This window comes from Barnesiella sp. An22, assembly GCF_963931395.1.
Taxonomy (GTDB): domain Bacteria; phylum Bacteroidota; class Bacteroidia; order Bacteroidales; family Barnesiellaceae; genus Barnesiella; species Barnesiella merdigallinarum.
The window spans coordinates 2,835,527-2,861,379 of the sequence record NZ_OZ007014.1 but is presented as its reverse complement, the minus strand read 5'-3'; the positions used below and the strand labels follow the sequence as shown (position 1 = coordinate 2,861,379).

General features: G+C 56.1%; 17 protein-coding genes. 7 read left to right on the top strand and 10 right to left on the bottom strand.

What is annotated here, in order from left to right:
- The first annotated feature begins 6 nt into the window (after positions 1-6).
- The 3 genes from ABGT88_RS11845 to ABGT88_RS11835 are packed head-to-tail and all read left to right on the top strand — an operon-like array spanning position 7 to position 2,735.
- Entirely contained in the window at positions 7-930 is a 924-nt protein-coding gene (locus ABGT88_RS11845) for an efflux RND transporter periplasmic adaptor subunit (protein WP_241147813.1), read from the top strand.
- Between the two features lie 12 nt (positions 931-942).
- Positions 943-1,986: a histidine kinase gene (locus ABGT88_RS11840; RefSeq protein ID WP_346702302.1), complete on the top strand. Its 1,044-nt coding sequence runs from the start codon at positions 943-945 to the stop codon at positions 1,984-1,986.
- On the top strand, positions 1,983-2,735 hold the full coding sequence (locus ABGT88_RS11835; RefSeq protein ID WP_346702300.1) for a LytTR family DNA-binding domain-containing protein: 753 nt from the start codon (positions 1,983-1,985) through the stop codon (positions 2,733-2,735). Before ABGT88_RS11840 ends, ABGT88_RS11835 begins: the two co-directional genes overlap by 4 nt.
- Here ABGT88_RS11835 and tatC read toward each other — a convergent pair.
- Both tatC and ABGT88_RS11825 read right to left on the bottom strand, forming a co-directional pair.
- Positions 2,732-3,565 carry a twin-arginine translocase subunit TatC gene (gene tatC, locus ABGT88_RS11830; RefSeq protein WP_300132630.1) on the bottom strand — a complete coding sequence of 278 codons (834 nt, stop codon included), beginning with the start codon at positions 3,563-3,565 and terminating at the stop codon, positions 2,732-2,734. The genes ABGT88_RS11835 and tatC overlap by 4 nt on opposite strands.
- A gap of 97 nt (positions 3,566-3,662) precedes the next feature.
- The gene (locus tag ABGT88_RS11825; protein ID WP_346702297.1) at positions 3,663-3,908 is read right to left on the bottom strand and encodes a twin-arginine translocase TatA/TatE family subunit; all 246 of its coding nucleotides are present in this window, start codon (positions 3,906-3,908) and stop codon (positions 3,663-3,665) included.
- Positions 3,909-4,249: 341 nt separating this feature from the next.
- Between ABGT88_RS11825 and fabD the strand changes: the two genes are divergently transcribed.
- Entirely contained in the window at positions 4,250-5,137 is an 888-nt protein-coding gene (gene fabD, locus ABGT88_RS11820; protein WP_087408345.1) for an ACP S-malonyltransferase, read from the top strand.
- A 63-nt stretch (positions 5,138-5,200) separates the two neighbouring features.
- On the opposite strand, the gene ABGT88_RS11815 is transcribed toward fabD, so the two are convergent.
- Positions 5,201-6,250, bottom strand: a complete 1,050-nt coding sequence (locus ABGT88_RS11815; RefSeq protein WP_087408346.1) for an acyltransferase — start codon at positions 6,248-6,250, stop codon at positions 5,201-5,203.
- Between the two features lie 119 nt (positions 6,251-6,369).
- On the opposite strand from ABGT88_RS11815, the gene ABGT88_RS11810 reads away from it, so the two are divergent.
- The 3 genes from ABGT88_RS11810 to guaA are packed head-to-tail and all read left to right on the top strand — an operon-like array spanning position 6,370 to position 10,871.
- The gene (locus tag ABGT88_RS11810; protein WP_298662500.1) at positions 6,370-7,086 is read left to right on the top strand and encodes an MgtC/SapB family protein; all 717 of its coding nucleotides are present in this window, start codon (positions 6,370-6,372) and stop codon (positions 7,084-7,086) included.
- Between the two features lie 2 nt (positions 7,087-7,088).
- Positions 7,089-9,335 carry a cation:proton antiporter gene (locus ABGT88_RS11805; protein ID WP_346702294.1) on the top strand — a complete coding sequence of 749 codons (2,247 nt, stop codon included), beginning with the start codon at positions 7,089-7,091 and terminating at the stop codon, positions 9,333-9,335.
- Positions 9,336-9,347: 12 nt separating this feature from the next.
- Positions 9,348-10,871, top strand: a complete 1,524-nt coding sequence (guaA, locus tag ABGT88_RS11800; protein ID WP_346702292.1) for a glutamine-hydrolyzing GMP synthase — start codon at positions 9,348-9,350, stop codon at positions 10,869-10,871.
- Between the two features lie 112 nt (positions 10,872-10,983).
- On the opposite strand, the gene ABGT88_RS11795 is transcribed toward guaA, so the two are convergent.
- The 7 genes from ABGT88_RS11795 to ABGT88_RS11765 all read right to left on the bottom strand — a co-directional run bounded on the left by ABGT88_RS11795 (position 10,984) and on the right by ABGT88_RS11765 (position 25,821).
- On the bottom strand, positions 10,984-13,242 hold the full coding sequence (locus ABGT88_RS11795) for a GH92 family glycosyl hydrolase (RefSeq protein ID WP_346702290.1): 2,259 nt from the start codon (positions 13,240-13,242) through the stop codon (positions 10,984-10,986).
- Positions 13,239-14,210 carry a glycoside hydrolase family 130 protein gene (locus tag ABGT88_RS11790; RefSeq protein ID WP_346702288.1) on the bottom strand — a complete coding sequence of 324 codons (972 nt, stop codon included), beginning with the start codon at positions 14,208-14,210 and terminating at the stop codon, positions 13,239-13,241. Before ABGT88_RS11790 ends, ABGT88_RS11795 begins: the two co-directional genes overlap by 4 nt.
- A 95-nt stretch (positions 14,211-14,305) precedes the next feature.
- Complete coding sequence (locus tag ABGT88_RS11785) at positions 14,306-15,634, bottom strand: MFS transporter (RefSeq protein ID WP_087408354.1); 1,329 nt, start codon at positions 15,632-15,634, stop codon at positions 14,306-14,308.
- Positions 15,635-15,672: 38 nt separating this feature from the next.
- Positions 15,673-17,745: a family 20 glycosylhydrolase gene (locus ABGT88_RS11780; RefSeq protein ID WP_298662483.1), complete on the bottom strand. Its 2,073-nt coding sequence runs from the start codon at positions 17,743-17,745 to the stop codon at positions 15,673-15,675.
- A 15-nt stretch (positions 17,746-17,760) separates the two neighbouring features.
- The gene (locus ABGT88_RS11775; protein ID WP_346702285.1) at positions 17,761-20,103 is read right to left on the bottom strand and encodes a family 20 glycosylhydrolase; all 2,343 of its coding nucleotides are present in this window, start codon (positions 20,101-20,103) and stop codon (positions 17,761-17,763) included.
- Between the two features lie 38 nt (positions 20,104-20,141).
- Entirely contained in the window at positions 20,142-22,412 is a 2,271-nt protein-coding gene (locus ABGT88_RS11770) for a GH92 family glycosyl hydrolase (RefSeq protein ID WP_346702283.1), read from the bottom strand.
- Between the two features lie 64 nt (positions 22,413-22,476).
- A complete protein-coding gene (locus tag ABGT88_RS11765; RefSeq protein ID WP_346702281.1) occupies positions 22,477-25,821 on the bottom strand; it encodes a beta-N-acetylglucosaminidase domain-containing protein in 3,345 nt (1,114 codons plus the stop codon).
- Between the last annotated feature and the right edge of the window lie 32 nt (positions 25,822-25,853).

The window sequence follows — 25,853 nt, the reverse complement described above, 5'->3', positions numbered from 1 at the left end:
AGAACAATGAATAACAGAATGAACCTGATGAAACAACGAATGATTTACGTGGCCCTTGCCTTGCTGGCCGTATCGTGTTCCAATTCGTCGACTCCGTCGGCCGGGTCGGCTGCTCCGGCCGACACCGTGGCACAAGCCTCGGGCGACAGTGCCCAGACCCCTAAGGTCGATGGCGTGAGCGGAGCCACCAACGTCTCCAATCCGCCGTCGTTCAACGGCATTATCGTGATGCCGCCGCAAAATCACGTCACCGTTACGCTGAGTATGGGCGGTTCGGTGCAGGATATTCGGGTCTTGCCCGGCAAGTATGTGAGCAAGGGCGAGGTGATTCTTACGCTGGCCAATCCGGCCTATATCGAGCTCCAGCAATCCTATCTCGATGCCGCCGCTCAGGCCGAATATCTCAAGAAGGAGTATGAGCGTCAGCAACGTCTGGTATCGGGCGAATCGGCTTCGCTCAAGCGTCTGCAACAGAGCAAGGCCGACTACCTGTCGATGAAGAGCCGCATGGAAGCGGCCGCCGCACAACTTGCCCTGCTGGGTACCGACACGGCGTCGCTGAACCGGAAAGGCATACGCACCTATCTGGAGGTACGCTCTCCGCGCAATGGTTATGTGACCAACATGGACATCAACGCCGGTAAGTATTTTGCTGCGGGTGAACCTGTTTGCGACGTCATCGACAAGAACAACCCCATGTTGCAGCTGACGGCCTACGAAAAAGACCTGAACAAACTGCAGCCGGGTACCCGCTTCACCTTCAAGGTCAACGGCATGCCCGATACCACCTTCTCGGCCGAGCTTGTTTCGGTAGACCAGATGGTCGACAACGTCAACCGTTCCATCAAGGTCTATGCCCGCATTCTGCAACCCTACTCCAATTTCAGACCGGGAATGTATGTGGCTGCCACGATTACGGATAAAAAATGATAACTTTGGGGCATGAAGTTGTTTCACATCCATAAGCGATTCCTCCTGATGATGAATGCCATCTCCATTCTGGTGGCATTCCTCATGCACCTGCCCGAGCTGATTGCGCTCTCCGAGCCCGAGGCGGGCAGCCGCCTCTTCCCCGATGTACATTGGGCCAACGTCAGTTACGAGATACTGTTTACCTATCTCTCTACCGTGCTGCTGTTCTTCCTGAATATCGGGATGATGAGGCTCAACAAGCCGACGGCCGAGTTGAGCTGGCGGCGGGTGGCGGTGACCTTTGTCGTTACGCTGGTCGCCTGTAATCTGTTGGGCAAAGGTTTTGTTTATGCCCATGAACATTTCGGAGTCCCGGCCATCACGGCCATGTTGCATCACTACCTGCATCCGTTGCGCGACATACTCATTGCCTGTATCGTTACGGGCACCAGTTATTTGGACCACCAGAGTCGACGCAGCCAGCGCATGTTGCTCGAGAACGAACAGTTGCGCACCGAAAATCTCGTCAACCAGTACGAGGCCTTGAAGAGCCAGCTCAACCCGCACATGCTCTTCAACTCGCTCAACACGCTCTATTCGCTCATTCGGGAGTCGCCCGACAAGGCGCAGAACTATCTGCAGGAGCTCTCGCGGGTGATGCGCTACACGCTGCACGACAACCAGACGCACACCGTCACCCTGCGGGAGGAGATGGACTTCGTGCAGTCGTACATCTATCTGCTGCAGATGCGCTATGAGGATAACCTGCACTTCGACATCGACATTCCGCAAGTCTTGATGCAGCGTCAAGTGCCGCTGATGGCGGTGCAGATGCTGGTCGAAAATGCGGTGAAACACAACGAAATCAGCAACCGCAACCCGCTCACCATACGCATCGGTGCCGAGGGCGACGGACTGTGTGTGAGCAACCGCCTGCAACCCAAACTGACCGACAGCAGCAGTACCTGCATCGGGCTGGCCAACCTCTCCAAGCGCTACCGCTTGCTTTTCGGGCGCGACATCACCATCGAGGAGAGCGAGAAAAACTTTAAAGTAACTTTGCCGTTGATATGAAGACCTTGATTATAGAAGACGAAAAAGCGGCCCTGCGCAACCTGAAGGCGGCCATGAAAGAGGTCGATGCCGAGTTCGACATCGTAGGCGAGACCGACAGTGTGACCGGTGCGCTGGAGTGGTTTGCTGCTCATCCCATGCCCGAGCTGGTATTCATGGATATACACCTGGCCGACGGGTCGGCTTTCGGTATCTTCGAGCATATCGACATCACCTGTCCCATCATCTTTACCACCGCCTACGACGAGTATGCCTTGCAGGCTTTCCGGGTGAACAGCATCGCCTATCTGTTGAAACCCATCGGCAGCGGCGACCTGCAGAAGGCCATCGACAAACTGAAGATGCTGGGCGGCACCCCGCAACCGGCTGCCGACCTGCAGGCGGTGATGCGGGCCTTGAAGCGGGAGGAGAGTTACAAAACCCACTTCCTGGTCCCCGTCAAGGGCGACCGCTTCGTGCCCGTGAGTGTGGAGCAAATCAGCTATTTCTACATCGATGGCGGTTCGGTCAAGGCCGTGATGCAGTCGGGCGAGACATTCGACTTTCAGCAAACTCTCGACGAGTTGGCCGAACAGCTCAACCCCCGCCACTTTTACAGGGCCAACCGGCAATACATCATTGCCCACAAGGCCGTTACCGGCGTGAGCCTCTGGTTTGGCGGGCGCATGGTGCTGCAACTCACACCCCCTACGACCGAGAAGGTCATCATCAGCAAGGCCCGTGTGCCAGCTTTCAGAGATTGGTTTTAAGCGGGAGAGTTCTCGTTGTCATCCTCCTCTTCCTCCTCTTTGGGGGTGGGTTTCACCACCCAGGCACTGATTTCGTAGAGAGCATAGAGCGGGATGAATACGACCGAAAGGGTGAAGGGATCGCTCGAGGGGGTGATAAAGGCGGCTAGAATGAGCAGAATGACGATGGCGTGGCGGCGGTAAGTCTTGAAGAATTGCCGCGAGATGAGCCCCATGTTCGAGAGCAGCCAGCAGAGGAGCGGCAACTCGAAGACCAACCCCATGACGAAGTTGAGCGTAAGGAAGTTGTTCATGTAAGAGTCGAGCGAAATCTGGTTGGGCACCATTTCGCTCACCTGATACTCGGCCAGGAACCTCAGGGTGAGGGGGAATACTAGAAAATAGCCGACGGCAATACCGATGAAAAACATGATGTTCCCGGCCAGGAAGGCACCCCGGGCGTGACGTTTCTCGCCCGCATAGAGTCCGGGACTGATGAAAGTCCACAGTTCATAGATGATGTAAGGAAAAGCCACCAGCAGGGCAAGCCACATGGAGGTACTCATGTGAATAAAGAACTGCGAGGCCAGTTGTATGTTGATGAGTTTGACCTCGAACTGGTCGTTGCAAAAGTCGGGCAGGATGGCCGTGTGCTGGTTGAGTGCGCAGAGCCACCGGTACAGAATGAAGTCGGAGTGGCAGGGAGCCAGAATAATGCTGTCGAAGATATGGGGCATGAGTGCAAAGAAGACGATGGCCAGCACGACGATAGCTCCGACCGAACGCAAGATAACCTTACGCAGGTCTTCGACGTGTTCCCAAAAACTCATCTCTTTCAGTTCGTTGCTCATACAAATACAACAGTTCGGCCTGCAGTGTGAGAACCGCACGGCGACAAAGTTCGATTTTTACCGATGTGCCCGACGGGTAGTAGCAAAGCCGTCGTATTTATTTGTTTCCCTCCTTGGGTTGCTCTTTCGATTTCTCCTTGTTGTCGGGGGCAAGAGGGGTATTGATTTCGTCTTCGAGTTCGTTCATGCCCTTTTTGAAACTGCGCACGCCTTTGCCCAGACCGTGCATCAGTTCGGGTATCTTTTTACCGCCGAATAAAAGCAAAAATATAATCAGGATTATAATTATTTCGGTCGTTCCCAAGTTACCAAAAAGCAGCAATATTGCAGAGAGTGTATTCATTTTTGTATACCAGTTTAGTGTTTACGGAACAAAATAAGAAAGAATATTTGTATAATACAACAAATCCATATCAAAATTGATTAACACATCGGCTCACGAATAGGTTCGGTTGCAGCGGTAGATTTCGTTGGTGGTACAATCTGTCTCCCGGCACATGGCTGTTGTCGGGGTTAGGCGCGACGTAATTCTTTTGCATGGAGGTGGGGAGGATGTCTGTTTACGATTATTCTCCCGGTTAAAAATGATATTGATATGTAAAAGTTTGCTCATCCTGATAAATTGATTTAACTTTGCAACGATTTTGGAATAAGGAAAAATTTCCGTAATTAAAAACAATAGAAATGAAAGCATTTGTATTTCCCGGACAAGGGGCCCAATTCGTAGGTATGGGTAAAGACCTCTACGAGAACAACCCCGTAGCCAAAGAGATGTTTGATAAGGCCAACGAGATATTGGGTTTCAATATCACCGACCTGATGTTTAACGGTACCGACGAGGACCTGCGTCAAACCAAGGTTACTCAGCCGGCCATCTTCCTGCACTCGGTCATTCTGGCCAAGACGATGGGCGACGCCTTCGACCCCGACATGGTTGCCGGTCACTCGCTGGGTGAGTTCTCGGCTCTGGTAGCTGCCGGTGCTCTCTCGTTTGAAGACGGTGTACGTCTGGTTTCGGCTCGTGCTCAGGCCATGCAGAAGGCTTGCGAAGCTCATCCCTCTACCATGGCAGCCATCATTGCCCTGCCGGATGCGAAAGTAGAAGAAATCTGCGCATCGGTAGCCGCCGAAGGCGAAGTTTGTGTAGCCGCCAACTACAACTGCCCGGGACAGATTGTGATTTCGGGTAGCATTGAAGGCATCAACAAGGCTTGCGAACTGATGAAAGCCGCCGGCGCCAAACGTGCCCTCCCGCTGAAAGTGGGCGGTGCTTTCCACTCGCCGCTGATGGAGCCCGCTCGTGCCGAATTGGCCGACGCTATCGCTCACACCAACTTCCACACGCCCAAGTGCCCCGTTTATCAAAACGTGAACGCTCAACCGCAGACCGACCCCGATGAGATCAAGAAGAACCTGATCGCTCAGTTGACCGCTCCCGTACGTTGGACGCAATCGGTTCAAAACATGATTGCTGCCGGTGCCGATACCTTCATCGAGGTAGGTCCCGGTGCCGTACTGCAAGGTTTGGTAAAGAAGATTTCGTCGGAAGTAACCACTTCGGGTGTACAGTAAATGACATATATCGAGATAAACGAGAGGCGATGACCCGCGGGGTTGTCGCCTCTTTTGTTTGTTTTAGGATGAGAAGCGTTTGCGAATCAGTCGGTTCAGAGGTTGCTCGATATACTGATGTGCGATATAAGCCGTGGCGATGCTCACAGCAAGGGCAATGAAAAATTCGATAGTGAGCGAGACCTCGAGATGCAGATGTCGCAGCCCGATTTTTACGCATTGTATCACCAGGTAGTGAAACAGATAGAAGGCGAAACTGATTTCCCCCAGTTTGACACATACGGGGTGGGAGAGCAGTCGCGACAAGGCTCCGCGGTGAAAGTAGAAGGAGGCAATGAGCAATCCCATGGGCAACCAGTACCACACGCTGCGGCGAAAGGATACCGGGATAAAGAAGGCCGTGCAGTAGGCCACGATAATTAGGAGCAGGGCTAGCCATTCGAGTTGGGTATAGCGACCTTGTAGCGGAAGGTACGATTCCCATCGGTGGCAGAGGTTGTAGAGTGCAATGCCCAGCACAAAGTCGAAGATGCGGAAAAGGGGATTGATGTAGAGCGTCCAATGTTCCCATAGATTGTTTCGTAACAGATAGGCCGAAAGCACGATGGCCAGCCCCAACCCTACCCACATGGTCTGGGCTTCCCGCCGTCGGTTACGGAAGGTTGAGAAAATAATTACGGGAAAAAGGGCGTAGAAGAAGGCTTCGTCGGAGAGGCTCCAACTCACCGAGTTGAACAGAAACTCTTGTCCCGGAATGAAACTTTGCAGCAGCAGAATGTTGAGTGCCAGTTCTCCAAAATCGCTTGCCGATGGGTGGGTAAAGAAGCGCAAGAGGAAGAGCGATACCAGCAGAGCCAGTAGGTGCAGCGGGTAGATGCGAGCTATCCGTGCTACATAGAACGAGCGTACGGTCACCGTGCCACTTATGAGTCGCTGTTGGTAGGTATAAGCCAGAATGAAACCGCTCAACATGAAAAAGAAACTCACTCCGGCATACCCCTCTCGGAAGATGTGCCACAAAAATCCCGGAGCCTCGTGTGGGAAGAGGTTTTTATGGCTCATGAATACCAGGAAGGCAAACACGAAACGCAGTGAGGTGAGAGGTTTAATCATGAGTTTTTTTTGAATGATACAAAAATAGTAAAAGGCGAGGGTGAGACAAATGAAAAATTGTATTTTCGTTTGCCTCTGCTCTCACCTTTTTCTATCTTTGTACAGCTAAAAAGTAAGATATGAATATCTTCGAAGATTTTCTGGCAACGATTTCAGACACAGAGGTGACAGCCACCTCGGCCGTATTCAAGCTGGCGCTGAGTCTGTTGCTGGGTGGTATCGTCGGTTTTGAGCGGAAGCGCAAGGGCCAGGTGGCCGGAGCCCGCACCTTTGCCCTGATTTCGATGGGGGCGACGCTGGCGATGATTGTGTCGATTTATATTCCACAAGTCTATTTGGGTTTGAAAAACGGCGACCCCGGCCGGGTGGCTGCGCAGGTGATTACGGGTGTGGGTTTCCTGGGTGCCGGTGCCATAATCCAGACCAAGGGATCGGTGCGGGGATTGACTACCGCCGCGGGCATCTGGATGGTGGCCGCTCTGGGTCTGGCCGTGGGGGTAGGGCTCTACTGGGTTGCCGTCATCTCTACGGTGCTTATCCTGTTTACGCTGGTGAGCCTCGAGCAGTACGAGCGGCATGCCAAACTCGATTGGGAGGGGCGCATCATCCACCTGCGTGCCGGCGAGATTGTGGAAGATCTGGAACGCTATAAACAGTTGCTGGGGCAATACAACGTGGCCCTGCACAACGTGCTGGTCGAGTATGACTACGGAGCGCAGAAGACCGACCTGAAGTTTGTCGTGCTGGCCCGCTCGACGACCGATTTCATATCGCTCTTTGCCCGCATGCGTAATCTCTATCGAACCGAATATATTTCTCTTCAAAACGAAATTTGATTATGGGAGGATTGGATTCACTCATTACCGATTTGGCTCTCATCTTGATTGTCGCTGGGGTAGTGACCTTGCTGTTTAAGAAACTGAAGCAGCCCGTTGTTCTGGGTTATATTGTCGCTGGTTTTCTGGTGGGGCCCAATTTCGGTTTTTTCCCGACGATTGTCGATGAGGCCGACATTAACCTGTGGGCCGAACTGGGTATTATCGTACTCTTGTTTTCGCTGGGGTTGGAGTTTAGTTTCAAGAAGTTGTTCCAGGTGGGTTCGTCGGCTGTAATTACGGCGTTGGTTGTGGTGGCGGGCATGATGCTCGTGGGCTACGGAGCCGGGCGGTTGCTGCACTTTACCTATCTCGACAGCGTGTTTCTGGGCGCCATGCTCTCCATGTCGTCCACGACGATTATCATCAAGGCTTTCACCGATTTGAACCTTCGGAAGAAGGCCTTTGCCAATCTGGTATTCGGTGTGCTCATCGTCGAGGATCTGTTTGCCGTGGTGATGATGGTGATTCTCTCGTCGATTGCGGTGAAAAACTCCTTCGAGGGGGCAGCGCTGATCGAGAGTGTCGCCAAGTTGCTCTTTTTCCTGATTATCTGGTTTGTGGTGGGGGTTGCCGTGCTGCCGCTCTTCTTGAAGAAGGCCCGCCGGTTCCTGAACGACGAGACGCTGCTGGTTGTCTCGATGGGCCTCTGCCTGGGTATGGTGGTGCTGGCTACCTACGTGGGCTTTTCGTCGGCACTGGGTGCCTTCGTCATGGGCTCGATTCTGGCGGGGACCAACGAGGCCGAACGCATCGGCAAGGTGGTGGGCCCGGTCAAAGACCTCTTCGGCGCCATCTTTTTCGTGTCGGTGGGCATGCTTGTGAGTCCCGATGCCCTGAGCCAATATGCCTTGCCCATCTGCCTGCTGTCGCTGGTGGTTATCGTGGGGCAGGTATTCTTTGGCACGGTGGGTATGCTGGCCTCGGGCCAGTCGCTCAAAATCGCGATGCAGTCGGGTTTCAGCTTCTCGCAAATCGGCGAGTTTGCCTTTATCATCGCCTCGTTGGGTATGTCGTTGAATGTGATTGACAAGTTTCTTTACCCCATTGTGGTAGCCGTCTCGGTCATCACCACCTTCCTCACCCCCTACTGCATACGCTTGGCCGACCCGGCCTATGGGTGGGTAGAGCGTCATCTGCCCGAAAAATGGCTTACGGCCATCGATCGGTACAGTCAGAGCCGAACCGAAATCAAGCCCCACAAGGCGGTGTGGAAAGAGGCGCTTGCCCAATATCTGTGGCGGGTAGTGCTCTATTCGGCCATCATTGTGGCTATTATACTTATTTCGAAATCGTGGTTCATGCCCCTCATGCTCGATATTCTGCCCGACTGGGGCCGGCTCATCACCGCCGTGGTGACACTGGTAGCGATGTCGCCCTTCCTGTGGGCCCTCATGGTGAAAGAGGTGAACATGAGCCTCATCAAGAAACTGGGCGAGGGGCGGGCCAACCGCGTACCCCTCACGCTGATGATTGTCTTCCGCATTCTGTTGGCGCTCTTCTTCGTCATCTATTACCTCTCGATCGTACACTCGCAACGCACCGGCGTGCTGTTGGGGTTGGGTATCTTTATCGTGGTGCTCATCTTGCTGTCGAAGCGTATTCAGAAGCAGTTCATGCGCATCGAGACCATCTTTATGGACAATCTCAACGAGCGCGAGTTGCGCAAGACCGGCCGCAACACCAGCCTGGTGAGCGACATGCACCTGGCCTATATGGACGTGAATGCCGATTGTCCTTTTGCCGGCCGTCGGCTCATGGACTCGAACCTGCGCAAGGAGTATGGCGTGAACGTGGTGAGTATCCAGCGCGGAACGAAACGCATCAACATACCCAAGGGCGAGACCCGCATCTTCCCCGGCGACACCATCGGGGTAATCGGTACCGACGACCAGATACAGTCGTTGCTCGCCGTAGTCGAGGGCAGTGCCTCGACCGACGACGAAAGCGAAGCCAAGGAGGTGACCTTCACCCATGTGGTGGTGCCCGACGATTCGCCCCTGATCGGGCAGACCAGTTCGTCGCTCAACATCCGCAACCAGAACAACTGCCTCATTGTGGGCATCGAGCGGGCCGACGGTACCTTCCACCAGCCCGACGGTCAAATCCGTTTCGAGGCTCACGACGTCATCTGGCTGGCCGGCGAGCCCGACAACATCAAGCAACTGACACGCGAAAAGATTATGAACAACCATATACAACACACATAAAGACCTACGATTATGCAGGAAAAGATTATTATTCTCGATTTCGGATCCCAGTACACTCAGCTTATCGCCCGCCGCTTGCGGGAGCTGAATACCTACTGCGAAATCTTGCCCTACAACAAGTTCCCCTTTGGCGACGAGGGCATCAAGGGTGTGATTCTCTCGGGAAGTCCCTATTCGGTGAACGACCCTCAGGCACTCTTTGTGGATTTGAGCCGTATCCGCGGTGTCTATCCCGTGCTCGGCGTCTGCTACGGAGCGCAGTTCCTGGCCCACACCTCGGGCGGTAAGGTCGAGTCGGCCGATACCCGCGAATACGGGCGCGCCAATCTGGCCTGGCACGACGACAGCGACCCCCTCATGCACGGCATGCGCGAGAACTCTACGGTGTGGATGTCGCACGGCGACTCCATCACGGTCATCCCCCCGTCGTTCAAACTCGTGGCCAGCACCCACGAGGTGAAGACCGCCGCCTTCCACATCGAGGGCGAGCAGACCTGGGGCGTACAGTTCCACCCCGAGGTATACCACAGCGAAGACGGTACCCTGTTGCTCACCAACTTCGTGCGCGACATCTGCCACTGCAACATGGACTGGACTCCCGCCTCGTTCATCGAACACACGGTGGCCCAGTTGCAAGAGAAGCTGGGCAACGACAAGGTGGTGCTGGCCCTCTCGGGCGGTGTCGATTCGACCGTAGCCGCCGTACTGCTCAACAAGGCTATCGGCAGCCGCCTCACCTGTATCTTTGTCGACAACGGTCTGCTGCGCAAGAATGAGTTCGAAAGCGTGCTTGCCAACTACAAGGATATGGGGCTCAACGTGCTGGGCATCGATGCCAAGGAGTATTTCTACGAACAGCTCAAAGGGGTAACCGACCCCGAGAAGAAGCGTAAGATTATCGGCAAGGGCTTCATCGACATCTTTGACCGCGAGGCTCGCAAGCTCACCGACATCAAGTGGCTGGCTCAAGGTACCATCTATCCCGACGTGATCGAGTCGCTCTCGATTACCGGCATGACCATCAAGTCGCACCACAACGTGGGCGGTCTGCCCGAGAAGATGAACCTGAAGCTGGTAGAGCCCCTGCGCCTGCTCTTCAAGGACGAAGTTCGTCGCGTGGGCCGCGAGCTGGGCATCAGCAACAAGCTCATCGGGCGTCACCCCTTCCCCGGTCCCGGTCTGGGTGTGCGCATCTTGGGCGACATCACCCCCGAGAAGGTGCGCATTCTGCAAGATGCCGACCACATCTTCATCCAGGGCCTTATCGACAACGACCTCTACGACAAGGTTTGGCAGGCCGGTGTGATACTGTTGCCGGTACAGTCGGTAGGCGTGATGGGCGACGAGCGCACCTACGAGCGTGCCGTAGCCTTGCGTGCCGTGCTCTCGACCGACGGCATGACGGCCGACTGGGCCCGTCTGCCCTACGAGTTCCTGGCCAAGGTGTCGAACGACATCATCAACAAGGTGCGCGGCGTGAACCGCGTAGTCTACGACATCAGCTCCAAACCGCCTTCGACCATCGAGTGGGAGTAAGATAGAGTAGGGTAACCGCTCCCACAGTAGTAGATATTACCTGAAATAAAAACGGGGCCGGCTCCAGTGAGGAGACGGTCCCGTTTCGTTTTATGAAGAAAGATTGATTGCGTTATTTCTTCTTCTCGGTGAGGACGAACCGGAGGGTGCCGGCATTGACCAAATCGTCGTGAGAGATAAAGCGGCCTTTGAGTCGCTTGCCGTTGACCTCGACGTGGTCTACGTAGATGGCCTCGGCCGAGGGGCGCTCACACTCGATGACCAGCGTGTCGTGCTTGTAGTAGCGCGGGTCGAGGTGCAGGGTGATGCGGTCGAACGTGGGGGCCGTGAGGGTGTAGCGGGGGATGCCCGGACAGTCGGGGTAGAGGCCCATCATGCTGAATACGGCCCAGGCCGACATGGTACCGGTGTCGTCGTTGCCGGGGATACCGTCGGGCTGGTTCTTGAAGTGCTTTTTCAAGAGCACGTTCACCAGCGAGTCGGTGCGCCACTCCTGACCCTTGACCTGTGCAAAGAGGTAGGGGTAGGTGATGTCGGGCTCGTTGGCGGGGTCGTAGAGGTTCTCGTCGAATACCTTGCGCAGCTTGGCGGCAAACTTCTTGTCGCCCCCCATGAGGCGCTTGAGTCCGTCGATGTCGTGCGGGATGTAGAAGGTGTAGTTCCAGGCGTTACCCTCGTGGAACCCGGGCGAGGGCTCGAAGTTGATGCCCTGCATGGGGTCGAAGGGGGTGTAGAACTTGCCGTCGGGCAGTATGGGTCGCAGCGTGCCGTACTCTTTGCAGTAGTAGCGTTTGTAGCCCAGCGAGCGGTCGGCAAAGAGCTTGGCATCCTCCTTGTGGCCCAGGTCGGCGGCAAAGCGCGATAGGGCAAAGTCGGCCAGATAGTATTCGAGGGCGTGCGATACCGAGTTGTCGAACTGTTCGCGCAGGGGCACATAGCCCAGGGCCAGGTAGTCGTCGTTGTCGGTGCGCAGGATATTCTCGCTGCTCGGGGCGGTGGCCGATTTCACCATGGCCCGGTAGGCCGTTTCGGCGTCGAATCCCTTCAGGCCGCGCAGCCAGGTATCGGCCAGCATGATGGTGGCCGGGTCGCCCGACATGGTGAGGGTCTCGTTGCCGTAGAGCTCCCAGCGGGGCAGCCAGCCGCACTCGTTGTACATGTCGATTAGGGTCTGTGCCATATCGAGCTGCATCTGCGGATAGACGAGGGTGAAGAAGGGGTGCACGTTGCGGAAGGTATCCCACAGCGAGAATACCGTGTAGCGGTTGTGCGGGGTGGTGAGTATCTGCTGGCTCTCCATGGCGGGGTATTGCCCGTTGACATCCTGCAGGATGTTGGGGTGGATGAGCATGTGATAGAGGGCGGTGTAGAAGATGGTCTTCTGTTCGTCGGTGCCCCCCTCGACCTCGACGCGCGAGAGTATGTCGTTCCACTGCCGGCGGGCGTCGTGGGCCACCTGGTCGAACCGGAATCCCTGTTGTTCCCGCTCGAGGTTCTCGCGGGCGTTGGCCGTGCTCACGAACGATACGCCTATCTGCACCTGTATCTGCTCGCCCGGCTGGGTGTTGTAGGTGAAGAATAGACCAATGTCGTCGCCCGACATCTCCTTGGTGTAGCGCGAGTAGATTTTGTATTTGCCGTTATCGGGGTCCCACTCGGCCTCTACGCCGGTCATGGGGCGCTGTTTCTTCCAGTAGCCCGACTGCAGGGGCTTCTTGTCGACCCGAATCACGAAGTAGATGGGGAATACTCCCTGGCGGTTGTAGTAGCAGAAGCCGCCCAGCAGCTTGCAGCCTTCGTACTCGGTGTCGCTCACCTTGCGCACGGTGGCGCCGCTCTCGTTGGTGAGCCCTTCGCCCAGGTTCAGGAGCACGTGGCTCTCGCCGCCGGGGTAGGTGAAGCGGGCAATCGAGCTGCGCATCGTGGCGCTCACCTCGGTGTCGATGCCGTAGCGGGTGAGGCGGTTGGCATAGTAGCCGGGGTGCGCCTCCTCCTGGGTGTATTCACTGCCGTACTGCTTGTAGTCGACACACAGCTCGCCGCTGGTGGGCATGAGCAGCAGGGAGCCCAGGTCGGGGCAGCCCACACCGCTGAGGTTCACGTGCGAGAATCCGGTGAAGAAGCGGTTGTGATACTCGTAGGGGGTAGACCACCAGCGGGCATCCTTGTCGTAGACGTTGAGGTCGGAACCCATGACGTTGAAGGGGGTGACCGACATCAGCCCGTTGGGACAGAGGGCCCCGGGGTTGGTGGTACCGAAGTTGGTGGTACCGATAAAGGGGTTTATATAAGCGACAGGCTCGCCAGCCACTGCCGGGACGGACGAGACTGCCGTTAAGATACCCGCAATGATGAGATTGCGTATGTTCATAATACAGAGTTGTTTTTGGTAAACTCGAGGATTTCCGAAATGTATCCGAAGGCCAGACCTACCACCGTATCGGCCGCACCGTAGTACACGGCTACGCGGTCGCCGTCGGTGAGGGCTGCGCAGGGGAATACGACGTTGGGCACATCGCCTTGCAGCTCGTAGGGAGCGGCGGGGGCGAGCAGGTAGGGACGCGTGCGGTAGAGCAGTTTCGAGGGGTCGTCCTTGTCGAGGATGGCGGCACCCATCGAGTAGCGGAATCCGTTGCAGGTGGTGATGACACCGTGGTAGAAGAGCAACCACCCCTCGTCGGTGAGGATGGGGATGGGACCGGCACCTACCTTGGTGCATTGCCAGGCGCTCTCGGGGAAGGGAGTGGGCGAGAGCACGTGACGGTGTTCGCCCCAGTATTTCATGTCGGGGCTATAGCTGATGTAGATGTCGCCGAAGGGGGTGTGGCCGCTGTCGCTGGGGCGGCTCAGCAGGGCATACTTGCCGTTGATCTTCTGGGGGAAGAGCACGCCGTTGCGGTTGAAGGGCAGCAGGGCGTTTTCGCACTGGAAGAACTCCTTGAAGTCGAAGGTGTAGCCTACGCCGATGGTGGGGCCGTAGTAGCCGTTGCACCAGGTAATCCAGTAGCGGTCTTCGATCCAGGTCACGCGCGGGTCGTATTTGTATTCCGACTCAATCATATCGGTGTTGCCCGGTTTGAATTGGATGGGCTCGTGCTCGATGTCCCAGTGGATACCGTCTTTGCTGAATCCGGCGAAGATGTTCATCTGTACGGCCCGGTTGTCGCAGCGGAATACCCCGGCAAAGCCGTCGCCGAAAGGCACTACGGCACTGTTGAAAATACTGTTCGAGGTGGGGATATGGTAACGATCGATTACCGGATTTTGCGAATAACGCCACATAACCTCCGAGCATCCTGCCGGACGGTCTTCCCAAGGCATAGCCATTTTCTTGTCCATATTTCTCTTTGTTTGTTTTTTGGATTGGTGTTTTATTATAAAATTCTTTGCCCGATAAATATCGGCATTTTATTTGACACGGCCATGAGGCGGTGTTATTTCTCTTGCTGTTTTTTCGAATCGTCGTAGGTGAAGGGGATGAAATAGGTGATCAGCAACGACGGGATGGTGGCCAGCAGGACGTAGATGAAGAACTTCTCGTAGCCCAGCCAGTCGCTGAAGAAACCACTCATCATACCCGGCAGCATCACACCCAGATTCATGATGCCCGAGGCAAAGGCGTAGTGCGACATCTGGTGTTTGCCCGGAGCAATCTGCTGCATCATAAAGAGGGTGAGGCCCACGAAACCGAAGCCGTAGCCGAAGTACTCGGTGATGATGCCGGCGCCGATCACGTAGAGGTTCTCGGGCTGGAACACCGCCAGCAGCGTGTAGGCTACAAAGGGGAAGTTGAAGACGCAGCAGAGTGTGAAGAGCGTCTTTTTCAACCCCCGGCGCGACACATAGATACCGGCCAGCAGCGAGCCCAGCACGAAGGCGGCCGACCCGAACACGCCGTTGAGCGTACCGATTTGGGTGAGCGTAAGTCCCAGTCCGCCGATGTCGCGCGACGAGCGCAGGAAGAGCGGGGCTATCTTCATGATGAAGCCTTCGGCAAAGCGGTAGAGGATGATGAAGCAGATGTAGTAGATGATGTGTTTCTTGGTGAAGAAGTTTTTGATGACCTCCCACAGCTCGTGCAGAACCTCGGCACTCGACCGTTTTTGGGTCGATGGTACTTGTGTGCAGGGCAACATGCGCGAGTGGTAGAGGCCCAGCACCAGCAGCAGCGCCGAGATGATGATGAAGATAATCATCCACGCCTCCTTATAGGCGGGCATGTTCTCCTGTATCGAAGCCCCTTCGACAGCCCCGAAGTGCTCGGCCAGCATGCCGGCCACGGCTACCAGTCCGCCGTTGGCCACCAGCTTGGCAATGTTGTAGAAGGCACCCTGCACCCCGATGTATTTGGCCTGGTCTTCGGGCGAGAGCTCGGCCATGTACACGCCGTCGCAGGCGATGTCGTGCGTGGCACCGCTCAGGGCGATGACGGCCATCGTCGAGATGCTGATGGCAAAGAAATAATCGAACTTCAGCGAGAAGGCTATCACGCCGAAGAGGAGTCCGCTCAGCAACTGGGTGACCACGACGAAGAACTTCTTGGTGCGGTACATCTCCAGAAACGGGCTCCAAAGAAACTTCAAAGTCCACGGCAACATGATGATTGAGGTCCAGAACGCGATTTGTGTATCGGATATTCCTAAGTCTTTGAACATGAACGTCGATACGAGATTGACCGCGATGAACGGCAGTCCCATGGCGAAATAGACTGTGGGAACCCATGCAATGGGATTGGTCGATTTTCCTTTGCTTTTCTTCTCCATTTTTTCTTGTTTATAGATAGCTTTTTGCGTATAGTCGTTTATCGGATAATGATTTCGTCGGTGAAGAGCCAGCCGCCGGCAATGCCGTTCGACTGTGCCTGATACCGCACGTAACGGGCCTGTGTGTTGCCTTGCCAGCCGAAGGTCTTGAACTGGAGGGTGTCGATGTCGGGCGAGATGTCGTTGTCGACAGTTGCCAGAGGCTTATACTCCTTGCCGTCGGTCGAGGCCGAGATGGTCACCTGCTTGGGCAGCCATACATACGGGCCCTTCAGTTGCAGGAATTCGGCGCTCACCTCCTGGATGGCGGTCTCGCTGCCCAGGTCGATGGTCACGTCGAGGTCGCTGTTGAGGAATCCCTGCCAACGGTCGTCGTTGTACATCCAGCCGCCCCGTACGCCATCGACGAGCGTCTGGTCGCCCTGTGCGGCATATTGCTTGCTGTACGGGGTGGCATAGGTCACGCTCTTGTGCAGGGCCAGGTGCTCTACGGGTTGCAGCGACTCGGGTTTGTCGCCCACCTCCTTGTCGAGGGGGAAGGGGTTGTATCCCCGGCTGCGCAGGTAGTTCACAGCGTGGAGGGCACGGGTGTGGAAGCTGGACCAGTCTTTCAGTTCGGCCGGTGTCCAGCCCACCTCGGCCAAGGCCAGAATGCGGGGGTATATCATGTATTCGGTGTGCTCGGGGGTGGGCATGTACTCGGTCCACACGTTGCCTTGCACGCCCTTGATGAGGGCAGCCTCCTCGGTCGAGAGCGAGTCGGGGACAGGCTCGAACGAATAGGCCTTCTCGAGGGTGAGGTATCCACCGATAGCCAGCGGTTGGGTGTTGGGGGCATCCTGATAGGCATCGAGGTAGCAATATTTGCCGGGGGTCATGATGGCGGCGTTGCCGGCCTTGACGGCATGAATGGCACCCTCTTCGCCACGCCACGACATGACGGTAGCGGTGGGGGTGAGTCCGCCCTCGATAATCTCGTCCCAGCCGATGAGCTTACGGCCGTGGTCGTTGAGGAACCGCTCGATGCGGTGTATCATGTAGCTCTGCAGCTCCTCGACCGAAGCCAGGTGCTCGTCGGCCATCCGCTTCTTGCAGCGGGGGCAGTTGCGCCAGCCGTTTTTCGAAGCCTCGTCGCCCCCGATGTGGATATACTCCGAGGGGAAGAGGTCCATCACCTCGAGCAGCACGTTCTCGAGAAACTCGAAAGTCTTCTCGTTGCCGATGCAGTAGTCGGCATCGACATAGGGTTTGCCCGAGCAGGAGAGCTCGGGATAGGTGGCCAGCACCTCTTCGGAGTGGCCCGGCATCTCGATTTCGGGGATGACGGTGATGTGGCGCTCGGCGGCATAGGCTACCACCTCGCGGATGTCGTCTTGCGTGTAATATCCGCCCACGGCGCGCGGGTCGTCCTGGTCGCAGAAGGTGCGGCCGCCGGTCCACCAGTCGTTCAGCTTCTCAAAGGGACGCCAGGCGGCAAACGAGGTGAGGCGGGGGTATTTCTTGATTTCTATGCGCCAGCCGGCACCGTCGGTGAGGTGCCAGTGGAGGCGGTTCATCTTGAAGTAGGCCATGGCGTCGAGCTGTTTCTTCACAAACTCCTTGTCGTAGAAGTGGCGCGACACGTCGAGGTGCATGCCCCGGTAGGGGAATCGGGGTGAGTCGGCTATGGTCACGGCGGGGAGGCTCTTGCCGTCGCCGTTGTTCAGCAGCTGGAGCAGGGTCTGTATGCCGTAGAAGATACCCGTCTCGGTACTGGCCGAGAGGTGTATCCCCTTCTTGCCGATTTCGAGGCGGTAGCCCTCGGCTTCGGGCACGGTGGCCGTGTCGCAGAGGGTCAACTCGATGCCGTCGTTACCGGTGGCCTCGTCGGCAAATGCAACTTGACCGAGAGCCGTACCCTCGAGGTAGCGGGCCAGGGCCTGTTTGCTCTCGGGCGAGAGCGACGCGTAGAACTTCGTCTCGGGCGAGAGGGTGAATGTTCCCCGGTGATACTCGACCGACCGGGGCATGGGGATGATGTCGAGCTCTTTGGGTTGTTGGCTGCAACTGCTTGCCCCCACCAGCAGGAGGAGGGCAAACAGTGCGCTATGGAATAGATTGCGTTTGGTCATGTGTGTGCAGGGTGATTAGTTGATGGAAATTTCGTCGACAAAGAGCCAGCCCTTTTCGCCATGGGCGCCGTGCCAGGCGGGAATCTGGCTGGTGGTCTCGACTACGACCCGTATCTTGGAGGCCGGTACCGAGGGGAATTCGCAGGTGTATTGGCGCACACCGTCGGCATCTTGTTTGGGTGCCACGGGTATGTCGAGCTTGCCTATCTCGGTCATGGGGTTATCGCCGTCGGCGGCATAGACCGTGATTTTCGTCGGGGGGAAGATATACTCGGAGTATTGTACGAGCGAACCTATCTGCACGCTGCTTACCGACTGGGTGTCGCCCAGGTCGATGGTGGCATCGAGCGGGGTGTCGATAAAGCCCAGCCAGCAGCTGTTGCTGTAGTTGAAATCGCCGCGGATACCGTCGGTCAGTACCGAAGCTCCACCAAACGTGTATTTCGGGTTGGGAGCATCTTTGAGTTCAGCCAGGTGCCCGGTCGCTTTGTTGAACGAGAAGGGGCGCACCAGGGTGCGGGTCTTCACCTGATCGCGCACGACGATAGCCTTCAAGGTGCAGGTGTCGCTGTCGGTGCTGATTTCGATCGGGCCCGTGTAGAGGGTGCTGGCCGTGGTGGGCTCGGAGCCGTCGAGGGTGTAGTAGATGGGGGCATCGCCCTGCGTGCGCAGCGTAGCCTCGATGCAGTTTTTGCTGTCGTTTACGGTGTACTCGCCCTCTACCTCGAAGAGGTGTTTGGCGTAGTTGAGTCCCATGGCGTTGTAGATTTCCAGGATGTGGCCGATGTGGTTGAGGAATCGGTCGTAGTCCTTATTCTCCAGTTGGTCCCACTGTACTTCGCTCAAGGCGGCGAGACGGGGGAGAATCATGTATTCGAGCTGTTCGTTGGTGAGCATGTATTCGGTCCAGACGTTGGCTTGTGTACCCAGAATGTGCCGGGCCTCCTCTTCGGTCAACTCCTCGGACACGGGGTTGAACTTGTAGACCAGGTCTACCGGGTTGTATCCGCCGATGGCGAGCGGCTCGCTTTGGGTGTCGCGCGACTGGTAGTAGTCGAAGTAGAGCGGGTTGGTGGGGGTCATAATCACGTCGTGTCCTTGTTTGGCAGCTTCGATGCCGTTGCTTACACCGCGCCACGACATGATGGTGGCATGGGTCGAGAGTCCGCCCTCCATAATCTCGTCCCAACCGATCATCTCACGGCCGTGGTCGCTGAGGAACTTCTCGACACGCTCGGTTACGTAGCCTTGCAGGTAGTGTTCGGCCGTGCCGTGCTCATCGTCTTTGAGACCCAGTTGCTTGATGCGGGCCTGGCAGGCGGGGCACTTCTCCCAACGCACTTTGGGGCACTCGTCACCACCGATATGAATGTATTTCGAGGGGAAAATATCCATCACCTCGAGCAGTACGTTGTCGATAAATTCGAAAGTCTTGTCCTTACCGGCGCAGAGCACATCGTCGCGGATGCCCCACTGTCCCGAAACCTCATACGGGCCACCGGTACAACCCAACTCGGGGTAGGAGGCCAAGGCGGCCATCATGTGGCCGGGCAGGTCGATTTCGGGGATGATGGTGATACCCAGGTCGGCGGCATACTTCACGATGTCGCGCAGTTCGTCTTGCGTATAGAATCCGCCATAGGGGGTGTTGTCGTAGTTGTCCCACTCTTTGGCAATCATCGTTTTGCTGCGCATGCTGCCCACTTCGGTCAGACGGGGGTACTTCTTGATTTCGATGCGCCAGCCCTGGTCGTCGGTGAGGTGCCAGTGCAACGTGTTGAGCTTGTGCACGGCCATGACGTTGAGAATGCGTTTCACCTCGTCGGTCGAGAAGAAGTGACGGGCTACGTCTAAGTGCAGGCCGCGGTATCCGAATCGCGGAGCGTCGTCGATGGCGGCGCAGGGAACCGACCAGTTGGCACCTGTTGCCAGCGTATCGCCGTAGACAGCTGCTGGGAGCAGTTGTTTGACGGTCTGCAAGGCAAAGCGTACGCCGTTGGGGGTAGCTGCGGCAATTTCGATTTTGTTCTTACCGATGTTCAGGCGGTAAGCTTCGTCGGCCAAATCGGGGTTTGCCTTCACCACGATGGCGTTGTTGCGTTCTTCATCGGCAAACTTCAACTCCATGCCGCTGGTCTTTTGGAACTGGTCGGCAAATTGTTGCAGTACGCCGGTTACCTCGTCGCCGCATTCGGGCGAGACAAATATCTGTGTCCCTTTGTCAAAGGAGAATCGCCCCGGTATCTGTTCGATGTGGTTGGGGTAGGGAATCAGGTCGTAACTGTTTTCTTCGCTCTGGCAGGAGATCAAGGCCAGGACTGCTGCCACGAGTGCGAGATAACGATTGAATCTTTTCATACTGGATTGTGTATTATGGATGATTATTGCTTAAGAATTTATTGCTTTACCGGGGTGTTGCCCATGTCGACGACAATGCGTCCTCCCTTCATGATGTCGCTGTGCATGAAGAAGGGCGACTCGAGCAGGATGTTGTCGAGACGTATGCTTTGTATGTACTTGTTGGTACGCGAGTTGTTGTTGGCTACGATTTCGAACTTCTTGCCGTTCGACAGGTTGATGGTGACCTTGTCGAAGATGGGGCGGCCTACCGAGTAGATGGGCGAGCCGGGGCATACTTGGTAGAAGCCCATGGCGTTGAGTACGTACCAGGCCGACATCTGTCCGCAATCCTCGTTACCCGAGAGACCGTTGGGGTCGTCGAAGTATTGGTTGTAGAGGATGGTGTCGATGAGCTGTTGCGTCTTCCACGACTGGTTCACATAGTTGTAGAGGTGGGCGATGTGGTGGCTGGGTTCGTTGCCGTGGGCATACTGGCCGATGAGGCCCGAGATGTCGGACGACACGAGGTCACCCTCGAGTTTCGAGTCGGCCAGGAAGAGCGAGTCGAGCCGGTCGATGAATTGCTCCTGACCGCCCATCAGGGTTACGAGGCCGTCTATATCGTGGGGTACGAACCAGGTCCACTGCCAGGCGGTACCCTCGCAATAGTCGTCGTTGCGGTGGTCCGACGAACGGGGGTGGAAGGGCGAGTGCCATTTGCCGTCGAGGTCTTTGCCCCGCATGAATTTGGTCTGGGCATCGTAATAGTTGGCATAGGCTTGGCTGAGACTCTTGTATTTTTCGTAGGTGGTCGTGTCGCCTATGGCTTCGGCCAGTTGGGAGATGCACCAGTCGTTGTAGGCATATTCAAGACCTTTGGCTACCGATTCGTTTTCCTTATCGTAAGGAATATAACCGATTTTGTTTTTATAATATTTCGAGATGGGTACCAGGCCGTTGACCATGCGGCTGGGGGCAATGATACCGGTCGTGTCGTATACCGAGCTTCTGATGCAGGCCTCGAGCAGTTCGTGGCCGTCGATTTTGTTGAATCCTTTCATGTAGGCATCGACAATGACCGGTACGGCGTGGTAGCCGATCATGGTGGCGGTGTAGTTGCCGGCCAGCTCCCACATGGGCAGGATACCTCCCTCGTGATATTTCTCCATGAGCGACATGATCAGCTTGTCGTTCAACTCGGGTTGAGTGATGGTGAGCAGGGGGTGCAATGCTCTGAAGGTATCCCACAACGAGTATACGGTGTAGATTTCTTTCCCCGGTTTGGTCTGGTGTATCATCTGGTCGAGTCCGCGGTAGCGACCGTCGGCATCGGAGAAGAGGCTGGGGTGTATGGCCGTGTGGTAGAGGGCGGTATAGAAGATGCGCTTCTGGGTCTCGTTGTCGGTCTCGACCTCGATGGTACCCAGGTAGTCGTTCCACTTCTCTTTGGCCTGTATGGCAATGCTGTCGAAGTCCCAGTGGGGGATTTCGGTCTCGACGTTGCGACGGGCCCCGTCGATGTCGACAGCCGAGATACCTACCTTCACGAGCACCTCTTCGTCTTGGGTCGTGGCAAATTGAAGCAGGGCTTTCTTCTGCTCCAGTTTATACGGTTTGCCGTTGCGCATGATGTCGATTACCGTGTCGACAATCTGGCAGGTGAAGGGTTTCGAAAACTTCATGTAGAATCCGATCGACTGGTTGTCGGCCCACCCTTTGGTGCGTTTCCAACCCACGATTTCGGTATCGCTCAGGGTATTGAGTTTCATATCGAGATTCTGCTGCCCTTGCAGGCTGTAGTCGAGGTCTACGATAAAACCGGCCTGCTGGCTCTCGGGGAAGTGATAGCGGTGCATGGCGGCCCGTTCGGTGGCCGTCAGTTCGGCTTTGACTTGGTAGCGGTCGAGCATAACCGAGTAGTAGCCCGGGGTGGCCGTTTCGCGGCTGTGCGAGAAGGGCGAGGCGTAGGCCGTTTGCTGACTCTCGGCACCCAGGTATCGGTAGTCTTGTTTGCCTACGGTCGGCATCAGCAGAATGTCGCCGTAGTCACCGCACCCGGTACCGCTCAGGTGAGTGTGGGAAAAACCGTTGATTGTGCTGTCGGAGTAGTGGTATCCCGAGCAGGCATCCCACTCGTAAATGCGGGTATCGGGACTCGGTTGTATCATTCCGTGAGGAACCACTGCACCGGGAAACGTGTGTCCGTGACCACCCGTCCCGATGAACGGATTCACAAAATCGGAATATTGTAACTGGGTTTCCGATGAATTGGTACAGCTCGAAAAGAGGAGCAATCCCAATCCCAGCCAAAGCATTGTTTGTTTCATGTTGTTTATTTATAGATGTTTATATTCTTTCTTGTTTTTCTCCTTTATATATTAACTGATTGGATTACCATATTATTTTATAAGTCGAGATGTTTTGATTGCCGTCGCTTACTCGAGCAATGAGTACCCGGGGCATGGTGGTGTCGAGCATCGTCTCGAATGTGCTTGCCTGAGGAGCGAAGCGGGCTACGATACGGCCGCTCAAGTCGTACAGCGTAAGGCTGGTGATGGTAGCATCGGACTCTACATGCAGACGGTTGTCGCGGGTATAGAGGCGTGTGCCTGCACTGGCGGGTTGCTCGATGGCGGTAGCGGTTCCGGGCTTCTCTACATAGGGGGTACCACAGGGGAGTATCTCGTACAGAGTGGGAATGTTCTCTTCGTTCCACTCGATTTTGATGGCTGTAACCAGTTCCATTTCGTGGGTGTCGATGATGGTGCAGAGCGAGCTGAGTTGCCCCGTCTCTATCCATTCGGTACCGTTGTTGACGTAGATGGTGGGGAGCTCATACCGGTTGTCGAACGTCGTGTTGTGGAAAATCTCGATTGTCTCGATGTTGAGGTTTTCGATGAAGCGGTGCTCGATGTATCCGGCTGCGGTGGGACGATAGCTGGTCGTAAGGTCGCGGTCTGAGAGGGTGGCAATCTGCTTGCCGTCCTGGTCGGCGGTTTGGGTCTCTTTGGCGGCCATCTCGCTCTTGAACTCGGCTACTTGCAGCCAATAGCCGCCGGAGTAGCTGCGGATGACGAACCGCACATAGCGGGCCGACTCTCCGTTGGCGTTGCAGGTGAACGAGTAGGTATCGTCGAGCTGCTCGGCGGTAAATTCGGCTATGGGAGTCCACTGGGTATTGTCGTCCGATATTTCGATGGCGACCGTTCCCGAGGGTTGGTCGTTGGCGGTAAAGGTGACCGTAATCTCGTATTGCGGTTGCGAGTTGGGGTAGGTGAGCATGATGTATTGCCCTTCGGCCTGGGCTTCGCTGCTCCAGAAGAAGGAGTCGGGGTTACCGTCGATAACGCGGTCGAGGTCGTAATATTCGTATTGCGGTATGTTGGTCGATACCGTGGGGGTGGTGCTTACCGGGGTGAACAGGCACGAGCCGCTCAGCCGGTCGGAGCCGACGGTCAAGCTCTCGTCGCCGGTATTCTTGAGTCGTATGTAGGCTACGGTCTGTTCGCTGACGGGCAGTTGTACTGCGCTCCACTGTTTGCCGTTGACCGATACCTCTACCTCAATGCCGGGCGTGAGCTCGGTGGCGGCCACGTCGATTTTCTCGAGGTTGCCGAAGTAGATACCGATATATTCATTCGGGTCGAGGGTGAGGGCGTCGAGTCCGCTCAACTCGAACGAGGTAGACTCGGTCGTGAGGTTCACCCCTTCCCAACTCTCGAGGTTGGAGATGATTTGAATGGTATCCTTTTCGGGCCATGTTCCCGGCACGTTGTTGCCGGCTTTCCCGACCAGGTATTCGACAAACGGCCGCAGGTAGCTGTCGCCCGGGGTCACTTCGTAGTGTACCTCGTAGGTCGATGTGCCGTACCCTTCGAGTGCGCTGATGAGGTAGGTCGAGTCGTTGCTCATGCCGTTGTAGAGCTGTTGCAGCGAGAGGTATTTCTCCCACCCTTCGGCCCGCGACATGGAGCCGTCGTTTTCGAGTATGTCGAGGGCGGTGAGAGCAATCGCACTCAAGGTTTTGAGCTTGGCATTCCAGCAGCGCAGGTCTTCGTAGATCAGACGGTAGTCGTTGTATTCGCTGTCTTTCAGGGTCTCGATGTAGTTGCAGGCCTGGTTGAGGTTCCCCAGCTCGGTGCGCAGTTGGGCAGCTTCGGCCGGGAAGGTCGAGCCCCCGAAGTGCGATTTGAAACCGTCGTAGAGGGCAATCATCTCGTCGTCCTCGACCAGGGCGTCGGAGAAGCGGGCAAAGCATTTGAGGGCTTCGGCCGTTTGACTATCGCCCGGGCGAGCCATGCGGGCAAAGACATCTTCCCAGTTCTGGTGCACGTCGAAGGTGTTGGGGTTCCAGCTGTAATCGGCGGCGCCGAAAAGAGCTACCTTCGAGGCCTGGGCCTGGCTCATGGGGTTGAGTATAAGTCCGTTGAGAGTATTGATGGCCCCCGAGTTCTCGATGGTCCAGTGGGTAGTCATCTCGCGCATGTAGATGCGTTCGTCGTGGTCGTCGTTCACAGGGTTGTTCCACCACATCACGGGGTTGCGGCCCACGCGGCCGGCCATGTCGTTGATGGCCGAGGCCCGGATGTTGGAGAAGCAGTCGTATCCGGTAAAGGCGATGACCACCTCGCTGTCGACACTCTTCAGGTCGTTGAGGGTATAGGAGCCTCCGTAGTTGAGGGCATAGGCGGTAGGTACGAAGAAGAGGGGAGCGATTTCGTCGTCGGGGTCGTCGGTGACGAAGCGTTCGCGCAACCGCTTCTGGGTCTCGTCGGCCAGGTAGGCCTGCATGCTGCCGCTGGGGGTATACCTCATGTCGTCGATAAATACGCCGAATCCCCGTACGCCGAGGTTGTAAAGATGCTCAAATTTGGTCATCAGGGCATCGATGCCTTGGTCCATCTGGTCTTTGTAGTTGAAGTTGATGCCGTTTTGCAGGCCGGGGTGAGCCGCCCAGATGAAATTGACGTGGCAGGCTTTGGCGGCCTGGGTGATGGTGCGGAGGTCGTCCTGGGTAATCATGCCGAAAAAGCGTTGTTGCTCGGTGAGCGAGGTGGGGTAGTCGTCGCGCCAGTTACCCAGGTGGTAGGGGTCTGATTTGGGACCGTATACAAATACGTTCAGTTTGAATCGTTTGCAGAATTCAAAGAGGCTGAGTCGGTTTTCGACCGAGTAGGGGTGTCCGTAGAAACCCTCTACGATACCGCGATATTGTGTGTGAGAATAGTCTTCGAAAGTAATTTGACGGATTGAGTTCCCGCCGGCTTGCTCGAATATCTGTTCGAGCGTGGCGAAGGCGTAGTATTCCGAACCTTCGCTATTGCCCAGAACGACGATGTCGCCATGGGGTGAGTTGCTGTTGATTTGCAACAGGTAGGGGTCGAATTTGTTGCTGCCCGCATCGAATACGGTGAGAGGCAGGCTATGTTCGGAGGCATATTGTGCGGCAGCTCCGTCGGAGCCGCTCACACCGAGGTAGAGGTTGGTTGCGGTTTGCGAGGCCTCGTCGGCGTAAGTGATGGTGTATCCTGCTTTTTCCAGAACCTCTTCCATGCGGTTGCGGCTCACATCGCCGATGCTGCTTTCGCAAATTACGTTGATGAGGCTGGAGAGTTCTATGGAGTTTTCACCTTCTACGACCTTTTGCGGGGCAGGGTATATGGTATAAGATTGTGCTTGACTGCAAAAAATGGAGCTCGAGATGAATAAGGTAAGCAGGATAAATATGTTTTTCATTGCTACAAAAGAGTAAAAGTATCGGTTTTTCT

Bases quoted from the DNA above. Each gene is read 5' to 3' on its own strand.
- guaA (WP_346702292.1), top strand. From the start codon at position 9,348: ATGCAGGAAAAGATTATTATTCTCGATTTCGGATCCCAGTACACTCAG.
- ABGT88_RS11795 (WP_346702290.1), bottom strand. From the start codon at position 13,242: ATGAACATACGCAATCTCATCATTGCGGGTATCTTAACGGCAGTCTCG.
- ABGT88_RS11835 (WP_346702300.1), top strand. From the start codon at position 1,983: ATGAAGACCTTGATTATAGAAGACGAAAAAGCGGCCCTGCGCAACCTG.
- ABGT88_RS11780 (WP_298662483.1), bottom strand. From the start codon at position 17,745: ATGACCAAACGCAATCTATTCCATAGCGCACTGTTTGCCCTCCTCCTG.
- ABGT88_RS11770 (WP_346702283.1), bottom strand. From the start codon at position 22,412: ATGAAACAAACAATGCTTTGGCTGGGATTGGGATTGCTCCTCTTTTCG.
- ABGT88_RS11785 (WP_087408354.1), bottom strand. From the start codon at position 15,634: ATGGAGAAGAAAAGCAAAGGAAAATCGACCAATCCCATTGCATGGGTT.
- ABGT88_RS11815 (WP_087408346.1), bottom strand. From the start codon at position 6,250: ATGATTAAACCTCTCACCTCACTGCGTTTCGTGTTTGCCTTCCTGGTA.
- ABGT88_RS11840 (WP_346702302.1), top strand. From the start codon at position 943: ATGAAGTTGTTTCACATCCATAAGCGATTCCTCCTGATGATGAATGCC.
- ABGT88_RS11765 (WP_346702281.1), bottom strand. From the start codon at position 25,821: ATGAAAAACATATTTATCCTGCTTACCTTATTCATCTCGAGCTCCATT.
- tatC (WP_300132630.1), bottom strand. From the start codon at position 3,565: ATGAGCAACGAACTGAAAGAGATGAGTTTTTGGGAACACGTCGAAGAC.
- ABGT88_RS11825 (WP_346702297.1), bottom strand. From the start codon at position 3,908: ATGAATACACTCTCTGCAATATTGCTGCTTTTTGGTAACTTGGGAACG.
- ABGT88_RS11775 (WP_346702285.1), bottom strand. From the start codon at position 20,103: ATGAAAAGATTCAATCGTTATCTCGCACTCGTGGCAGCAGTCCTGGCC.
- fabD (WP_087408345.1), top strand. From the start codon at position 4,250: ATGAAAGCATTTGTATTTCCCGGACAAGGGGCCCAATTCGTAGGTATG.
- ABGT88_RS11845 (WP_241147813.1), top strand. From the start codon at position 7: ATGAATAACAGAATGAACCTGATGAAACAACGAATGATTTACGTGGCC.
- ABGT88_RS11805 (WP_346702294.1), top strand. From the start codon at position 7,089: ATGGGAGGATTGGATTCACTCATTACCGATTTGGCTCTCATCTTGATT.
- ABGT88_RS11790 (WP_346702288.1), bottom strand. From the start codon at position 14,210: ATGGACAAGAAAATGGCTATGCCTTGGGAAGACCGTCCGGCAGGATGC.
- ABGT88_RS11810 (WP_298662500.1), top strand. From the start codon at position 6,370: ATGAATATCTTCGAAGATTTTCTGGCAACGATTTCAGACACAGAGGTG.